General features: G+C 67.6%; 11 protein-coding genes. 4 read left to right on the top strand and 7 right to left on the bottom strand.

The features are described 5' to 3' along the window. Positions 1 to 69: 69 nt before the first annotated feature. The 6 genes from ACFX59_RS08140 to ACFX59_RS08115 all read right to left on the bottom strand — a co-directional run bounded on the left by ACFX59_RS08140 (position 70) and on the right by ACFX59_RS08115 (position 9963). Complete coding sequence (locus ACFX59_RS08140) at positions 70 to 1638, bottom strand: glycoside hydrolase 43 family protein (RefSeq protein ID WP_387431353.1); 1569 nt, start codon at positions 1636 to 1638, stop codon at positions 70 to 72. After that, entirely contained in the window at positions 1635 to 3302 is a 1668-nt protein-coding gene (locus ACFX59_RS08135; protein ID WP_387431350.1) for a glycoside hydrolase family 43 protein, read from the bottom strand. The genes ACFX59_RS08140 and ACFX59_RS08135 overlap by 4 nt, the downstream gene beginning before the upstream one ends. Beyond that, a complete protein-coding gene (locus ACFX59_RS08130) occupies positions 3299 to 4432 on the bottom strand; it encodes an endo-1,4-beta-xylanase (RefSeq protein WP_387431348.1) in 1134 nt (377 codons plus the stop codon). Before ACFX59_RS08130 ends, ACFX59_RS08135 begins: the two co-directional genes overlap by 4 nt. Before the next feature lie 82 nt (positions 4433 to 4514). Next, on the bottom strand, positions 4515 to 6425 hold the full coding sequence (locus ACFX59_RS08125; protein ID WP_387431345.1) for an NPCBM/NEW2 domain-containing protein: 1911 nt from the start codon (positions 6423 to 6425) through the stop codon (positions 4515 to 4517). A gap of 119 nt (positions 6426 to 6544) precedes the next feature. Continuing rightward, positions 6545 to 8884: a glycoside hydrolase N-terminal domain-containing protein gene (locus ACFX59_RS08120; RefSeq protein WP_387431608.1), complete on the bottom strand. Its 2340-nt coding sequence runs from the start codon at positions 8882 to 8884 to the stop codon at positions 6545 to 6547. Beyond that, a complete protein-coding gene (locus tag ACFX59_RS08115) occupies positions 8884 to 9963 on the bottom strand; it encodes an alpha/beta hydrolase (RefSeq protein ID WP_387431342.1) in 1080 nt (359 codons plus the stop codon). The genes ACFX59_RS08120 and ACFX59_RS08115 overlap by 1 nt, the downstream gene beginning before the upstream one ends. Positions 9964 to 10235: 272 nt before the next feature. Here ACFX59_RS08115 and ACFX59_RS08110 point away from each other — a divergent pair, with 272 nt between their 5' ends. Genes ACFX59_RS08110 through xylA form a run of 3 tightly spaced genes read left to right on the top strand, consistent with a single transcriptional unit; the run spans position 10236 to position 14157 of the window. Beyond that, positions 10236 to 11375, top strand: coding sequence for a glycoside hydrolase family 43 protein (locus ACFX59_RS08110; RefSeq protein WP_387431340.1), 1140 nt, complete (start codon positions 10236 to 10238; stop codon positions 11373 to 11375). 10 nt (positions 11376 to 11385) lie between these two features. After that, positions 11386 to 12834: a xylulokinase gene (gene xylB, locus ACFX59_RS08105; RefSeq protein ID WP_387431337.1), complete on the top strand. Its 1449-nt coding sequence runs from the start codon at positions 11386 to 11388 to the stop codon at positions 12832 to 12834. After that, positions 12835 to 14157, top strand: coding sequence for a xylose isomerase (xylA, locus tag ACFX59_RS08100; RefSeq protein WP_387431334.1), 1323 nt, complete (start codon positions 12835 to 12837; stop codon positions 14155 to 14157). It begins immediately after the preceding gene. 210 nt (positions 14158 to 14367) lie between these two features. Here xylA and ACFX59_RS08095 read toward each other — a convergent pair whose 3' ends face one another. Then, positions 14368 to 15558, bottom strand: coding sequence for an aromatic amino acid transaminase (locus ACFX59_RS08095; protein WP_387431331.1), 1191 nt, complete (start codon positions 15556 to 15558; stop codon positions 14368 to 14370). 531 nt (positions 15559 to 16089) lie between these two features. Here ACFX59_RS08095 and ACFX59_RS08090 point away from each other — a divergent pair. Continuing rightward, complete coding sequence (locus ACFX59_RS08090) at positions 16090 to 16809, top strand: Crp/Fnr family transcriptional regulator (protein WP_387431328.1); 720 nt, start codon at positions 16090 to 16092, stop codon at positions 16807 to 16809. The last annotated feature ends 89 nt before the right edge of the window (positions 16810 to 16898 follow it).

Raw genomic sequence — 16898 nt, 5'->3', positions numbered from 1 at the left:
TCCAGATCGCCCATTTTCCACCGCCGTTCAGCCTGAGCGAAGTCGAAGGCCAAGGGATTCGCTTTCAACCTACCGTCCCGACAGCGTAAAGCGGTCCACGTCCATCCACCCGCCCCTGTCCCCCGGATTGTAGCAGAACAGCGCGAATTGCTGTCCCTGGAAGGTGCCGGTCCGCCAGTCGAACGCCAGCGGGAAGTCCCCGCCCAGCGCCTGCCAATCGCGCCCGTCCAGACTATAGGCGACACGCGCCCGGTCGGTGCGGAAGTCCATGTCGGTGCGCAGGAACAGCCTTTGCCCTGCGACCGGCCGGGCGTAGATGCGGACATCGGTCTTCTGCGTCGTGCCCTTGTCGGCGGCGACATCCTCGATCACCCGCATGGTCAGGGTCAGCCGCCCATCGGCCCCGCGCCCGACCGCGATATGGCCGCTATATTTGCCGAAGGTGCCAAAGCCGCACTGATCGCCCGCGACGATGTGCGAGGCATCGATCGCCACGACCCCGCGTCCGAACGGCCCCTGACCCTTTTGCAGTAGGGTGTTGCGCGCGCTCCACAGCGCCGGGGCCTGGGTGGCGCGCAGCCGCAGGAAGCCGGGCCGCTGGGTCAGCGACCAGCGGTCGGGCAGGGGGTTGTGGTTCCACTGCCATTGCAGGCCGAGCGTGCGGCCCGCAAAATCGTCCGAGGCGGGAAGCTGGCGGATCGGCTGGCCCATGATCGGCTTGGTCGCGGTGGCGGGAACGCGGCCGGGCGCGTCGGGCGTACCCCAGACGGGCCAGCCGTCGCGCCAGAAGACCGGGCTGATATTGGTCATCCGCCCGATCGCGCCTGCATCGACCATGACGAAGCCATAGTCGCGACCATCGGGCAGGTCGACGATCGCGCCCTGATGGCCGCCCGTCTTGTCGTCGATCTGGTCGCGCGTTTCCCAGGGGCCGAACAGGCTTTTGGCGCGGGACACCGTCATGCCCAGCCGACGGGGTATCGCGTTGAACATATAGTAGAAATCGCCGCGCTTGACGATCTTCGACCCCTCGGCCCCCTTGTTGAAATAGACGACGCGCTTGTCGGTGACGCGGCGCAGGTCGCGGTCCAGGCTGAGCAGCGTGGTCGTGCCGTCCGACCCCACCGAGGTCATGATATAGGCGCTGCCGTCGGTGTCGAAGAACAGCCCCGGATCAAAGGCTTCCTCGCCGATCCGGTTCATCGCCCAGGGGCCGCGAATGTCGCGCGAACGATAGATGCGCGTCTTCTCGCCCACCGGCGTCACCGCGATATAGAAGACCCCGTCGCGGTAGCGCAGGCTGGGTGCGAAAATGCCTTTGCGATAGGCGCCGCCATCCTTCAGCTCATAGGCGGCCAAGCCCTCCAGCCGGTCGATGACATGGCCGACGAAGCGCCAGTTCACCAGATCGCGCGAGGTCATGATCGTCAGGCCGGGGACGTTCGCGAAGGTGGTGGTAATGAAATAGAAATCGCGCCCGACCCGGATGATGTCGGGATCGGGATAATCGGCATAAAGCGGCGGGTTGGCATAGGTGCCGTCACCGCGATCCGACTGCCAGACCTGTCCGCCCGCCATGGCGGATACCCCCGCCAGCGCCGCGCCGAGCGCAAGCGAGAAAAGCCGCCGCGCCGTCATTGTGGGCTATACGCATAGGGGCCGATCACCGTGCCGACGAACCCGCCCGCTTTGGCGGTGCTGAGGAAGCGGACATCCATGTCGGACTTGAGCGTCGCCGTCCGCCCGTCCGCCTGATAGTCGAAGCTCATCGTCCCGCCCCTGGCATGGATGGTCAGCGTGACCGGCCCCTTGGCGGCGAAGGGCGCGGAGGCGATCAGCGTTTCGGGCGCGGTTTCGTCGCGGGTGTTCCGACCCTCCCGCGCATAGAGCGCGATCCGGGGCTGTCCGTTAATCCGGGTCAGCCCGAAGAACAGATAGGCATAGTCGTTCTGGATCGCCGCCAGCCCGGCCCGCGCGCCGTTCGTGGTCGAGGCGAAGGTCAGCGTGGTCGAGACGTCCGCGACGACATGCTGCTGCCGCCGTCCGACAAAGGCGGGCACGCCGCTCCGGTCGCCCAGCGCCGCGCCGCCATTCAGCGACAGGCGGCCGTTCGCCACGCTGTAGAACGGCGTTCGGGGCGTCCGGATGCCGATCCACTGCATCGCCAGACGCTGGCCTTCGAACTCGTCGGTATAGCCGAAGTCGCCGCTGGTCGGCAGCGTGGGCGCCGGGCTGGCGGGCAGCGGGGGCCGTTTTTGCGTCCAGGGCACCGTCTTGCCCTTGTCCAGGATGATCGGCCAGCCATCGCGCCACGTCACCGGCAGCAGGAAGGTCTCGCGTCCGATATTGTAATAATCCTCGGCATAGGGACGCGTCGCCAGGAAGGTCGCCCACCAGTCGCCATTCTGGGTCTGGACCAGCTCGGCATGGCCCGCCGCGCTGATCGGATGCGGGCGGGCGGGGTCGAGGTCGCGCTGGGTCAGGATGGGATTGCCCGCGAATGGGACATAGGGGCCGCGCAATTGGTTCGAGCGGAGAACGACCTGCGAATGGTTGACGCTGGTCCCCCCTTCGGCGGCGGTCAGATAATACCAGCCGTCCTTCTTGAAGATGTGCGGCCCCTCGATCCAGACCGGCTTCTTGGACAGGTCGACGCCGCCGTTGATGAGCTGCGTGCTCTCGCCGACCATTTTTCCTGCGCGCCAGTCATATTCCTGGATCCAGATGGCACGGTGGCCGTCATAGCGGGGCGGCTCGGCGGGGGCGCGATTGTTGACGATATAGGCGCGGTCGCCCTCCCAATAGAGCGAGGGGTCGATCCCCTCGAAGGGCAGCCAGATCGGGTCGGACCAGGGCCCGGCGGGGTTCTTCGCGGTGATGACGAAATTGCCCCGGCACTGGACGCAGGTGTTGACGATATAGAAGGTGCCGTCGTGATAGCTGATGTCGGGCGCGAACACCGCCTCCGATATGGCGCGACCGGAAAAGTCGAGCTGGCCCGGCCGGTCGATCGCATTGCCGATCTGGGTCCAGTGGACGAGGTCAGTCGAATGGAAGATCGGCAGTCCGGGGAAATGCGCGAAGGACGAGTTGACGAGGTAATAGTCCTGGCCCACCCGCGTCACCGAGGGGTCGGGATAATAGCCCGCGACGATCGGATTGAGATACTCGCCCGCCTTCGGCTTCACCTGTTCGAGCGAGCGGCCCTGATAGGTGAAGCGGTCGAAGCTGGCGGTCTGCGCGGCGGCGCCACCGGTGACGGCCAGTGCCAGGGCGAGCGCGGTCAGGCTGCGGCGGATCATGCGATTCCCTTTCGGACGGGGGCGGCGCGCAGCGCGTCGGCGATGGCGGCGCGCATCGGCTTAGGGCGAAGCGCCTCGTCATAGGGCAGGGGCCGCTGGGGCAGGCCGTCGGCGCGCGGCGCGAAGCCGTTCAGCCAGCTATGCTTGTCCCACAATCCCCAGCACAGCAGCTGGTCGAGCTGCGGATAAGCGAGCATCTGGTCGAGATAGCTTTTGGCGACGGCGGCGGTCTGCGCATCGCGCCGGGCCACGTCGCGCGGCATTTCGCGGTCGTTGATGTCGAACTCGGTGATCAGCAGGCGATAGCCCATGGCGACGACCTCATCCAGGAACCGCTTCCATTCGGCGCGCTGGACGCGCGAATGGCTGCCGTCATTGCCGAGATGGCTCTGGATGCCGAGCGCGTCGACGGGAACATTCTCCTTGCGGAACCACGCGAGCAAGCGGAGCACGCTGGCGCGGTGGGTCTCGTTGCCGACCTCCCAGGACATATAGTCGTTATAGACGCGCTGGGCATGGGGGGCGTGTTCGCGCGCGGTCTCATAGGCGATCTTGAACACGTCGAAGCCCAGCGCCTTGTCGAACACCGTGCCGCGGACCTCGCCCGTCTTGGGATCGATCGTCTCGTTGACCACGTCCCAGGAATAGATGCGGTCGCCGAAATGCCCCGCGACCTTCGCGATATAGGCGCGCAGCCATTTCTCGGCCCCGGTCGCCTCGACCGTCTGGGCAAGCGCGGGCGAGATATATTTGCCGTAATTCCACAGCAGCGTGTGGCCGCGCAGCTTCATGCGGTGATCCTGCGCGAACGTCGCGATCCGGTCGGCGGGACCGAAGTTCAGCGCCTGCGGATCGTTGCCGAGGACATAGACCTTCATCTCGTTCTCGGGCACGACGACCGCGCATTCGCGGGCCACCAGCGCGCCATAGCCGGGATCGGCCATCGGCGAGGATCGACCCGCGCTGATCGCGGTGCCGAACAGGACGCCCTTTTGCGCGGCCAGGTCCTTCAACGGTTCGTCACCCGCCGCGTCGAGACGCGAAGGGAGCGCTCCCATAACCAGGCCGCCCGCGATACCGGCCAGCTGCTGACGACGGGTCAGCATCGGCCCCTTTCCATTGGGTTCCATCACCCTCTCCTTAGTCTTTGCGCGGGACAGTCGCATGGCCCAACCGATCCGGCAAGGCCATGATCGCCCCTGTCAAAATGGATCAGTCGATCAGCCGCGCCTCGCCCCAGACGACCGGCAGGGCCGCCTCGGGAGCGCTATCGGCGCGGGCGACCAGTTCGATCAGCGCGCGGCCCCGCACATCGGCCTCGATCGGGGCGGGGGCCTGGTTCAGCGCCATCGGCCGGGACCGGGCGAGCAGGCGTCCATCGCCATAAACCTCGAACACGACGCGCCGCCCGCGCGCGGTAGCGGAGTCGTCGATGCCCACCGTCGCGGCAAAGCGCGCCTGCCCGCGATTGCGCACCTCCAGCCGCGAATTGGCCAGCACGCCCAGCCCAGTGTCATACCCCTTGCCCGCCAGCCGCAGGGGGCGGCCAAAGGGGGTGCGGTCCGCCTGCGCGCCGCCCCAGCCCGCATATTGCGGATAGTCGCCCGGCCCCTTGCTGCCGCCCCAGGGGCTGAGCTCGTGATGGATGGTGGGATCGCCTTCGGGCGTGCGGATGCCGTCCTCGGCGGGGTTCACGTCGCCGGGCGCTTCGGAGAGGTAATGACCCTTCGCCAGCCGGTGCGCGCCCGTGACGCGGTAGATCAGCGTCTGGTGCGGCGCGACGGTCAGCTTGGTCTCACCCGAAAAGCTGCTCTTCTGACCCGTCCACAGATCGGTCATCGCGACCGGGCGGTCGCCGCGCAGCTTCAGATGATCGGCGGTCAGGACGGGCTGGACCGGGCTGGCGGTCCGGTTGAGGATCGCCACCGCCTTGTCGCCATTGGCCAGGCTCTTCACGAAGATCTGGACATCGTCGGACAGATAGGCGGGCACTGCCTGATGCCCGGCCGGGTCCTGGTTGAGCGCGATGATCGCCCGGTTGCCCAGCAGCGCGATCTGCTCGGCATTGGCCTTGCGCAGGTCGAACCCGATCAGCAGCGGCGCATTCATCATCGCCCAGAGCGCGAAATGCGACCGCGCCTCGGTCATGTGGTTCGCGTCGAAATCGCCCGATCCGACGAACAGCATGTCGGGGTCGTTCCAGCCATGCGGATGCGCATAGAGCGCGCGGCTGGCGCTGGTATCGAAATTGGTCAGCATCCGCGACCAGTGCGCGGTGATGTCGTCGCTGGTGCGCGAGACATTGCCGATCTGCTTGCCCCAGCTTCGGACGTCGGACGATCCCCACAGGCAGAGCGAGAAGATATAGTCGCCGTCCGGATTCTCGCGGCGCAGCGCGGCGGCGACTTGGTCGTAGAGCGCCCGGACCCCCGGAATGTCGGTGCGCGCCAGCGAATTCATGTCGATCAGCGGCGTCAGCTCGCGATAATCGCCCTTGCGCACATGCTCGGAATCCTTGCCCAGCCCCCGGATGCCGCAACCGTCGACCTTGATGTAATCGAACCCCCATTCGCGGAAATACAGCGCGATGTCCTGGTCGATATGGCCGTACAGCCCGACCTCGCGCTCGGCCACCGTGCCCTCGGGCTGGTTGGCGAAGCTCGGCGTATAGACCTGACCGCAGCTGTTGCGGCCGATATCGGAATAGATGCCCGCCTTGAACCCCATGGCGTGCAGCCGGTCGGTCAGCGGGCGAAAGCTGGTCCGCTGGTCGGGGCCGGCGGCGGCGGAAGGGAACTTGTCCGCGCGGATGACCATGCGCCCATCGGGCTGGCGACGACGCAGCCACCAGCCGTCATCGATGTTGATATAGCGATAGCCCGCCTCCGCCAGCCCCTTTTCCCGGATCAGCCGGGCCGAGGCCATGACCTTCTCCTCGTCGACATCGCTGTTGAAGGCGTTCCAGCTGTTCCAGCCCATCGGCGGCAGTGCGGCCTGCCCGTCCTGATTGGCGCTCCAGCGGCCGGTCGGGGCGAGCGGATCGACCCTGGCCTGTGCGCTGGCCGGAACGCCGGATATCGCCAGCGCGATCAGGGCGACAGCATTCCCCAGCGCCGCTCTCATGACAGGCCGCATGGCCATCCTCCCCATATTCGATCTTGGTCTTATCTTGTCCGAGTAAACTGCCGCTGTCCACCGCCTTGCGATTGAAAAAGCGGGGAATTTGTGCCGCCGAAAGACGGTCAGGCCAGATCGGCGCCGTCGAGGCGCACAGAGCGGCCGGGGGTGAGTGTCACCTCGACCCGGCGTCCGCCCAGCCGCACGGTCCGCCTGCCCGCCAGATCGCCGGTCAGTGTCGCCGAAACCAGCCGACCCTCGCGCCAGACCAGATCGACCCGCGTCCGCCCGCGGGCGCGCAGCCCGGCGACCGATCCGCTGTGCCAGGCGCGGGGGAGGGCGGGGAGCAGCAGGATCTCGTCGTCGCGGCTCTGCATCAGCATCTCGACCATCGCCCGCGTGCCGCCGAAATTGCCGTCGATCTGAAAGGGCGGGTGCGAGTCGAACAGATTGGGATAGGTGCGCTGCGGCCCCAGCAGATAGGCGATGATCCGGTGCGCATGCTCGCCATCATGCAGCCGCGCCCAGAGGTTCGCGCGCCAGGCGGTGGCCCAGCCGGTCGACTGGTCGCCGCGTATCTCCAGCGAGCGGCGGGCCGCGCTGGCGAGCGCGGGCGTGCGGTCGGGGGTGATCTGGTCGCTGGGGAACAGCGCATAGAGGTGCGAGACATGGCGGTGGTGCGGATCGGGGGCGCGGCCGTCCCAATCCTCCTGCCATTCCTGCAATTGGCCATCGCGCCCGATCCGATCGGGGGCGAGGCGGGCGCGCGCCTCGCGAACCTGCCGGGCGAAGGCGGTGTCGGTGTTCAGGATCGCGGCGGCGCGGGCCACCTGATCGAACAGGTCGCGCAGGATCTGCTGATCCATCGCCGGCCCCGCGCAGATCGAGACGCCGGGCGCATGTTCGTTCTCGGGCGACAGCGAAGGGCTGGTGACGAGCCGCCCGGTCCGGGCATCGGTCTGAAGCGCGTCGAGGAAGAACAGCGCCGCCCCGCGCATCAGCGGATAGACCGAGGCGAGGAAGGCCCGGTCGCGGCCATAGTCATAATGCTCCCACAAATGGGTGCACAGCCAGGCCCCGCCGGTCGGCCACATGCCCCAGAAGGCGCCGTCGATCGGGGCGGTCGCGCGCCACAGATCGGTGTTGTGGTGACAGACCCAGCCGCGCGCCCCATACATCTCGCGCGCGGTCCGCTCGCCCGTGACGGCCAGGTCACGGATCATGGCGACCAGCGGCGCGACGCATTCGCCCAGCCCCGTCGGCTGGGCGGGCCAGTAGTTCATCTCGGTGTTGATGTTGACCGTGTATTTGGAGCCCCAGGGCGGGTTCGTGCTCTCGTTCCACAGCCCTTGCAGATTGGCCGCCTGTCCGCCGGGGCGCGAACAGGCGATCAGCAGATAGCGGCCATAGTTGAAGTACAGGGTCGCCAGTGCCGGGTCATCCACCGCGCGGTCGGCGAGGATTCGTTCGTCGGTGGGGCGCGAACCCTGCGGACTGGTGCCGAGGTCGAGGCGGACCCGCCTGTAGAGGCGGCGATGCTCGGCCACCGCGTCGGCGGCGATCCGATCGTCGGTGCGGGCGGCGGCCTTGCGGAGCGTCGCGGTGGTCAGCGCGACCGGATCGCCGCCATGGTCGTCGAACCGCCGATAGCTGGTGGCCATCGCGACCCGCAGCGTCACCGCACGCGCGCCGCGCACCGCCAGCCGGTCGCCCGACACCGTCACCCGGCCGCCGACGGTCCGGGCCTGGAGCCGGGCGGCAAAGCGCAGCACCGCCTTTACCCCCGCATGATCGGCATTGCGTCCGGTCAGCGTCAACCGCATGTCCGCCGCCTCGACCCGTGTATCGGGTTGCGGCGAGGTCAGCGCGATGTCGAGGTCGAAGGGGCGATCCGCCTCGATCCGCACCATCAGCAGCTGATCGACCGGCGAGGCGAAGACGGTCCGCCGATGCTCCACCCCGCCGACCGAGAAGCGCGTCGTCGCGGTCGCGGCGTCGAGATCGAGTTGCCGCTGATAGCCGGTCGCATCGGCATCGCTCAGCCCCGGCCAGCTGAGGATCAGGTCGCCCAGCGGCTGATAGGGCATCTGGGTGCGCGGAGTGCCTAGCAGCGCCTTGTCGGCCAGGGCCTGCGCTTCTTTCCACTGCCCCGCCGCGATCAGGCGGCGGACTTGGGGCAGGGCGGCGCGGGCGGCGGGGTTGACCGGGTCATAGGGGCCGCCGCTCCACAGCGTATCCTCGTTGAGCTGCAACCGCTCGCGCGCCACGCCGCCAAAGACCATCGCCCCCAGCCGCCCGTTGCCGACCGGCAGCGCCTCGGTCCAGGCCTTGGCGGGCTGGCGATACCAGAGGGTGTGAGTCGGGTCGGGCGGGGCCGCCGGACGGGCGCCGACCGGCCCCGCCAGCGAGCCCGAAACCGCGCCGGCGGTCAGCCCGTGCAGGACCCCGCGCCGCGACGGGCGCATCACCGGCCGCCCTTGGCCGTCAACATCTCTCCGAAGAAGGGCAGCACCTTGTCCTGGAAACGAACGCCGATCCGGTTGACGTGATCGCCCTCGTAAATCTCGAACCGATGCGCGATGCCATAGCGGTCGAGCGTGTCGTGCAGCGCCTGCGCATCCGCCTTCAACCCGTCCTGCGAGCCGACATCCAGCGCGATCGCGCGATAGCTGCGCAACGGCGTGATATATTGGTCGACAAAGGCCAGCGGCGTGTTGGCGAGCCACTTGGCCATCACGTCGTCGCGCACCTTGCCGTCCTTGACCGGCAGGTCGAGATAGAGCGGCGGGTTCTTGGGATCCGGGGACCAGGCGGCCGAGGCGGCGAGCATCGCGCGCTGGCCCCAGTTCAGCTTTTCCGACTCCTTCGGCGAGGCCAGGCCGGTCAGCAGCGTCTCGTCGGTCCCCTCGGGCCGCGCCATCATGCGCGGCGACAGGCAGCAGGGGCTCATCATATAGATGGCGCCGTACATGTCGGCATGCTTCATCCCGATCCGCGACGTGCCGTATCCGCCCATCGAATGGCCGACCAAGCCACGGGCTTCGCGGCGGGCGATGGTGCGATAGCGCGCGTCGATCGCGGCGATCAGGTCGTGGCTGATAAAGCGCTCGAAATCGCCCACCGTCTGCGAAGAGGAGTACATCGACCCGTTGTGCATCGTCCGGCTGTCGGGAAAGACCAGGATCATCGGCGGAACGCCGCGCGCGAACGCGCCCTCGATCGAGGAGGGGACATGGATTTCCTTCGTCCACTGGTCCGCGCCGATCGAATAGCCGTGAAGCGCATACACCACCGGATAGCGGCGCGCCTTGTCCCTGGCATAGTCGGGGGGCAGCACCACGATGACGTCGCGGTCGGGGCTGTTGCCCTCCAGATTGCCTTCGATCGCGGGCGAATGGACCTTGATCCGCTCGATCGTGACGGGCTTCGCGCCCGGCACCACGGCGGGGGCCTGGGTGGCCATCTGGGCGGGCGCGGCGTGGAGCGGAAGCAGCGCCAGTCCGGCGGCGATCAGCCAGCGCGGCTGCGAAAGGCGAAGGGCCATGCGGTCATCCTCTGTCCTGGAGATTGCGCCGACATGGGCATGTCGGTCTGTTCGTTCACCGTATCGGGTATCGTTACCAACTATGCGGGGCGGGGTGTTGTCAAGCGGGGTGGAGCGGGTTGCCTGGTCCCGAATGCCCGACCGCCCCAGCGGTGCCGACGGCCACGTCGGGTCGCCACCGGAAAACGATGAACCGACCTTGCATCCTTCCGCTTGATAGCGCTATCGTTACTCGAAAGCTCCGAAGATGGAGCGAAAGGGAGAGGTAAGCGATGAAGCGCTTGATGATGGCCAGCGTGGCCGTGCTGAGTCTTTGCACGACGGCCTGCGGAACGTCGACCGACGCCGGGAACACGGCGCAGGAAACCGCCGCAACGTCCAACGACACCAACCCGACCGCCCCCGACGGCCGCCATTATCTGTCGCAGCCGCTGGTCCGCGACATCTTCACCGCCGATCCCTCCGCCCATGTCTGGGGCGACGGCAAGATGTATATCTATCCCAGCCACGACATCCCGACCGAAACCAAGGACGACGATCTCGGCAACCAGTACGCGATGCGCGACTATCGCGTGCTGCGCATGGACGAGCCGGGCGGCCCGGTCACCGTCGGTCCCGTCGCGCTCGACGTGAAGGATGTGCCCTGGGCCTCGCAGCAGATGTGGGCGCCCGATGCCGCCTATAAGGACGGCACCTATTATCTCTATTTCCCGGCACGCGATAAGACCAAGGACAAGAACGGCTTGGGCGCGTTCCGCATCGGCGTTGCCACCTCGAAGAACCCGATGGGCCCCTTCAAGGCCGAGCCCGAGGCGATCCCCGGCAGCTTCTCGATGGACCCCGCCGTCTTCCAGGATACGAACGGCACGGCGTATATGTATTTCGGCGGCATCTGGGGCGGGCAGCTCCAGCGCTGGAAGGACGGCAAATATGATCCGAACGGCAGCGACACCGACCTGAAGCAGGACGACCAGCCCGCGATTTCGGGCAAGATCGCCAAGCTGAACCCCGACATGAAGACCTTTGCGGAGACCCCGCGCGACGTCGTCATCCTCGACGAGCAGGGCAAGCCGGTGCTGGGCGGCGACCATGACCGCCGCTTCTTCGAGGCATCCTGGGTCTTCAAGCGCGACGGCAAATATTATTACACCTATTCGACCGGCGACACGCATTTCCTGAACTATGCGATCGGGACCAGCCCCTATGGCCCCTTCACCTATAAGGGCCATATCCTGAGCCCGGTGCAGGGCTGGACCACCCATCATTCGATCGTCGAGTGGAAGGGCAAGTGGTGGCTGTTCTACGCCGATACCCAGCTGTCGGGGAAGAACCACCTGCGCAACGTCAAGATGACCGAGCTGAGGTTCAACCCGGACGGCACGATCCCGACCATCGATCCATTCGTGAAGTAAGGACCGGGCCATGTTTCTGGGCATCGATATCGGCACCTCGGGCGTGAAGGCCGTCGTGCTGGACGAACATGGCGCGGTGGTGGGGCAGGGGACCGCCGCGCTGACCGTGCAGCGGCCTCACCCGCTCTGGTCCGAACAGGATCCTGAGGCCTGGTGGCAGGCGACGACGGCGGCGGTCCGCGCGATCGATCCGGCGGTGCGCCGATCGGTGCGCGGCATCGGTCTGGCCGGGCAGATGCACGGCGCGACGTTGCTGGGCGCGGACGATCAGGTCCTGCGTCCGGGCGTCCTGTGGAATGACGGGCGCAGCCATGCCGAATGCGCTGAGCTGGAGGCGAAGGCGCCCGAACTCCACCGGGTCGCGGGCAATCTGGCGATGCCGGGCTTCACCGCGCCCAAGCTGCTCTGGGTCGCGCATCACGAGCCGGAAACGTTCGCGAAGGTCCGGACCGTCCTGCTGCCCAAGGATTATGTCCGGCTGCGGATGACCGGCGAGAAGGCGTCCGACGTGTCGGATGCGGCGGGCACGCTGTGGCTGGACGTCGCCGCGCGCGAATGGAGCGATGACATCCTCGCCGCGACCGGGCTGACCCGCGAGCAGATGCCGCAGGCGGTCGAGGGGACGGCGCAGACCGGCCGCCTGCGCGCCGAGGTGGCGGAGGCCTGGGGGCTGGACCGGGTGCCGGTCGCGGGCGGCGGTGGCGACAATGCCGCCGGAGCGGTCGGCGTCGGCGTGGTCAAGGACGGCGATGCGCTGCTGTCGCTGGGCACGTCGGGGGTGATCTTTGCCGCGACGAAGGACTTCCGCCCCAACCCGGCGGGCGCGGTCCATGCCTTTTGCCATTGTCTGCCGGACCTGTGGCACCAGATGTCGGTGCATCTGTCGGCGGCTGCCTGTATCGACTGGGTCGCGCGGCTGACCGGCGCGGCGGGCGCGGCCGAGCTGTTCGCCCGCGCCGAAAGCGTCGGCCCGGCGAGCGGCCCGGAAATCTTCCTGCCCTATCTGTCGGGCGAGCGGACGCCGCATAACGACGCGGAAGTGCGGGGCGCGTTCCTGGGCCTCGATCATGACACCACGCCGGAGCGGCTGGCGCAGGCGGTGCTGGAGGGCGTGGCCTTTGCGCTGGCCGACGGCCTGTCGGTGCTGCGCGACGCCGGGACCGAACTGACGCAGCTGGCGGTCATCGGCGGCGGCGCGCGGTCGTCCTATTGGGGCCAGACGCTGGCCGCTGCGCTGAACGTCGAGCTCGTCTATCTGAAGGGCGGCGAGGTCGGTCCGGCGCTGGGCGCGGCGCGGCTCGCCCAGCTGGCGGTCGATGGCGGCTCGCCCGAGGCGGTCTGCGCACCCCCGCCCGTCAGCCACAGCATCGCGCCCGACGCGGCGCTCGCCGAGCGTTTCGCCCCCAAGATCGCGCGTTTCCGCGACAGCTATTCCCGTATCACCCCGAGGAGCTTCTAAATGGCTACCGATTTCTTCGCCGACATCCCGACGATCCGTTACGAAGGCCCGGACAGCGACAATGAGCTGGCCTATCGCTTCTACGACAAGAACCGCGTCGTGCTGGGCAAGACGATGGAGGAGCATCTGCGCTTCGCCGCCTGCTTCTGGCACACCTTCTGCTGGCCGGGGTCGGACGTGTTCGGCGGCGGCACCTTCAACCGCCCCTGGCATGCGGGCGCGAACGACAGCGCGGCGGCCGCGCAGAAGCGCGAAGTGGCGTTCGACTTCTTCTCGAAGCTGGACGTGCCCTATTACTGCTTCCACGATGTCGACGTGATGGCCGATGCGCAGGGCGTTGCCGAGCATCGCCGCTATTTCGCCGAGGCGGTCGATCATCTCGAAAAGCTCCAGGCCTCGTCGGGCCGCAAGCTCCTCTGGGGCACCGCCAATCTGTTCAGCCATCCGCGCTTCGCCGCCGGTGGCGCGACCAACCCGGACCCCGAGGTCTATGCCTTCGGCGCGATGCAGGTCCGCGACGCGCTGGAAGCCACGCATCGTCTGGGCGGTGCCAACTATGTGCTGTGGGGCGGTCGCGAAGGCTATGAGACGCTGCACAACACCGACATGAAGCGCGAGCTGGACAATCTGGGCCGCTTCCTGAGCCTGGTGGTCGAGCACAAGCACAAGATCGGCTTCACCGGCACCATCCTGATCGAGCCGAAGCCGCACGAGCCGACCAAGCACCAGTACGACTTCGACACCGCGACCGTGTACGGCTTCCTGAAGGCCTATGGCCTGGAAAACGAAGTGAAGGTCAATATCGAGGCGAACCACGCCACGCTGGCGGGCCATACCTTCGAGCATGAGATTGCGACGGCCGGCGCGCTGGGCATCTTCGGTTCGATCGACGCCAATCGCGGCGACCACCAGAATGGCTGGGATACCGACCAGTTCCCCAATTCGGTCGAGGAACTGACGCTGGCGATGATCGAGATCATCCGGGCGGGCGGCTTCACCACCGGCGGCTTCAACTTCGACGCCAAGGTGCGCCGCCAGTCGATGGACGCGGTCGATCTGTTCCATGGCCATGTCGGCGGCATCGACGTGGTGGCCAAGGGCCTGCTCAACGCCGCCGCGCTGATCGAGGACGGCCGCCTGGATGCGATCAAGGCCGAGCGCTATGCGGGCTGGACCGGCGAGTTCGGCCAGCAGGTCGGCAGCCTCGACCTGGCCGGGATCGCCGATCTCGCCGAGCAGAAGGCGATCGATCCCAAGCCGCGTTCGGGCCGTCAGGAGCGGATCGAGAATATCGTCAACCGCTTCGTCCACTTGGGCAAGTAAGCGACGGGCCGGGTGATCCGGCCCGCTTCCTGAAAGGGGCGCATCCGGTGGTTCGGATGCGCCCCTTTTTGCAGGTTCGCGTGGCCTTCGACTTCGCTCAGGCTGAACGGGGCGTCGTATGGCACCTTGGCCCAAACCTCCGTTCAGCCTGAGCGAAGTCGAAGGCCAAGGGACTCCCGCCGCCCCAAGCGAACGGCGGGAGCCGCTGGATCAGGCGACCTCGTTCGCGACCATATCGCGCAGCGCGTCGTGGAAGCGCGCGATCGCGGCGGTGCTGAACCCGGCAATGTTGATCCGCCCCGATCCGGCCATGTAGATGCCGTGCCGGTCGCGCAGCCAGGCGACCTGGCTGGGGGAGAGGGGCAGGGTGGCGAACATGCCCTTGCCATGGGCGACCGCCGCCAAGTCGATCGCGCCGATCCGCCCGCCCGCCGCCAGGGCGGCGCGCAGGCTGGCGAGCCGCTGGCGCATCGCCTCCAGCTCGTCGCGCCATTCGCGGGTCAGGGCGGCGTCCTCCAGGATGATGCGGACGATCGCCGCGCCGTGGTCGGGCGGCATCGACCAGTTGGCGCGCGCCAGCGCCAGCAGGTTGGACAGCACGACTGCACCCGTATCGGCATCGGGCGACAGCGCGAACAGCGCGCCGGTCCGCTCGCGATACAGCCCGAAATTCTTGTCGCAGGAATAGGCGAGCAGCGCTTCCGGTACCGCCGACAGGATCGTGCGCGCGCCTGCCGCATCGATATCGAATCCGTCGCCCAGCCCCTGATAGGCGAGATCGACCACCGGCAGCAGCGCATGGTCGGCGACATGCTGCGCGATCGCGGCCCAGCCCTGCGCATCGGGATCGATCCCGATCGGATTGTGGCAACAGCCGTGCAGCAGCACCGCATCGCCCTGCGCCGCGCCGCCCAGACCGGCGAGGAAACCGTCCAGGTCGAAATGCTGGCTGGTCAGGTCGTAGCAGGGGATCAGGGCGGGCTCGACCCCCGCCTGCTTGAACAGCGGGGCATGGTTGGCCCAGCTCGGGCTGCCGATCCAGATGCGCGGCACGCCCGCGCGCGCCAGCAGCTCGGCGGCGAGGCGCAGCGCCCCGGTGCCGCCCGGCGTCTGCAACCCGACCCGGCGGTCGGCGGGTACGACCTGGCCCAGCACCAGCTCGGCCAGCGCCCGGACGAAGCCGACATCGCCCTCCGGCCCCAGATAGGATTTGGTCGACTGTTCGGACAGCAACCGCGCCTCCGCCGCCTTGACTGCGGTCATCACCGGAGTCCGCCCCGCCTCGTCGCGGAAGACGCCGACGCCCAGGTCGATCTTGTCGCTGCGGGGATCGGCGGCGTGCTGGCCGATGATCCGCAACAGGGGATCGTCGGGCTGGCGGGTCAGTTGGGCGAAACGCATCGGTGGAACCTCTTGAGGAAAAGGCGCGCACCATAGGGCCGTCGCGCCGAAAGGGAATGTGCCATGACCCAAATCGCGCCGTCCCGGTCGCGCGGTCGCGACCGCCATGCCGCCCGGCGCAAACACCACCCCAAATGGGCGGCATGTAAGCACGGCTCGCCCTGTTTTTCGCGCTAACGCACGAAATAATCTGGATATCGATTTGAATTATGGAGCCCGGCGGATTGTTGTTCGTACACAATGTGAACGGAAATCGCCGCTGCGGCATCCGACACGGTGTGCAAGTTCGGGAGGGCGCACCGACGACGGATGACATGGTCGGTGCGATCGCCGCGTTGGATCCGACACGATCTTTTCCCCGGTGACGTGGTTCGCGTCATCGCCCTCGCCGCATGACCGATGGTCGGCGGCCCGAAGAGGATAGCCTGCGATGAAGATCTGCCGTTCCTATGATCGATATGGGGTGCCGGGCGACGACGCATCGCGAGACCGGATGCCCGCCCCGGCGCGTTCGCCATTGGGATATGTCCCATGAGCCTGAGCCTCAGCCGACCGCTCGGCAGTTCGCCGCCCGCGCTCCAGCGTCTGTCGCGGCTGGCGACGCTCGACCAGGCCGCCGTCGCGGCGCTGATGGAGGCGCTGGGCCGTCCCATAGTCTTCCGGCCGCGTCGCGAATTGCTGGTCGAGGGGCGCGACATCGTGACGCCGCACCTGATCCTGTCCGGTTGGGCTGCGCGGGTGCGCATCCTGCTCGACGGGCGGCGGCAGTTCCTCAACTTCGTCCTGCCGGGCGATGTGGTCGGCCTCTATCATCACGCCCGTGCGATCGCGCCGACCACGGTCATCTCGCTGACCGAGGTGACGAGCTGCGTGCCGCCCGACTGGGGCGTCTCGCCCGCGCTGGACCAGGCCTATGCGGTGGGACATGCGCTCGACGAGGCGTATCTGCTGGCGCAGATCGCGCGGCTGGGGCGGATGAACGCGATGGAGCGGATCGGCGACCTGATGCTGGAGCTGCACGAACGGCTGGCGCTGAGCGACCTGAGCCATGGCCGCAGCTTCGAGCTGCCGATCACGCAGGAAACCCTGGCCGATGCGCTGGGGCTGACCGCGGTGCACGTCAACCGGATGCTCCAGGCGGCCCGGCGCGCGGGCGACCTGATCTGGTCGTCGCGGTCGATGACAATCCCCGATCCCCGTCAGCTGGCGCGCAAGGTCGGGCGGGCGCAGATCCGGGTCATGGCCGACTGAGCCGCCCACCATCGGTCGCGGAATTGGATCAATCACCCACATGGGTGATTGATGCTCATCAAGATGCTGTAAAACCGATGTAAATCACG

Source organism: Sphingomonas sp. NCPPB 2930 (assembly GCF_042867205.1).
Lineage (GTDB): Bacteria > Pseudomonadota > Alphaproteobacteria > Sphingomonadales > Sphingomonadaceae > Sphingomonas.
This window is presented reverse-complemented; position numbering and strand designations above follow the sequence as displayed.

Coding starts and splice junctions, on each gene's coding strand:
- ACFX59_RS08140 (WP_387431353.1), bottom strand. CDS start 1,638: ATGACGGCGCGGCGGCTTTTCTCGCTTGCGCTCGGCGCGGCGCTGGCG.
- ACFX59_RS08135 (WP_387431350.1), bottom strand. CDS start 3,302: ATGATCCGCCGCAGCCTGACCGCGCTCGCCCTGGCACTGGCCGTCACC.
- ACFX59_RS08130 (WP_387431348.1), bottom strand. CDS start 4,432: ATGGAACCCAATGGAAAGGGGCCGATGCTGACCCGTCGTCAGCAGCTG.
- ACFX59_RS08125 (WP_387431345.1), bottom strand. CDS start 6,425: ATGAGAGCGGCGCTGGGGAATGCTGTCGCCCTGATCGCGCTGGCGATA.
- ACFX59_RS08120 (WP_387431608.1), bottom strand. CDS start 8,884: ATGCGCCCGTCGCGGCGCGGGGTCCTGCACGGGCTGACCGCCGGCGCG.
- ACFX59_RS08115 (WP_387431342.1), bottom strand. CDS start 9,963: ATGGCCCTTCGCCTTTCGCAGCCGCGCTGGCTGATCGCCGCCGGACTG.
- ACFX59_RS08110 (WP_387431340.1), top strand. CDS start 10,236: ATGAAGCGCTTGATGATGGCCAGCGTGGCCGTGCTGAGTCTTTGCACG.
- xylB (WP_387431337.1), top strand. CDS start 11,386: ATGTTTCTGGGCATCGATATCGGCACCTCGGGCGTGAAGGCCGTCGTG.
- xylA (WP_387431334.1), top strand. CDS start 12,835: ATGGCTACCGATTTCTTCGCCGACATCCCGACGATCCGTTACGAAGGC.
- ACFX59_RS08095 (WP_387431331.1), bottom strand. CDS start 15,558: ATGCGTTTCGCCCAACTGACCCGCCAGCCCGACGATCCCCTGTTGCGG.
- ACFX59_RS08090 (WP_387431328.1), top strand. CDS start 16,090: ATGAGCCTGAGCCTCAGCCGACCGCTCGGCAGTTCGCCGCCCGCGCTC.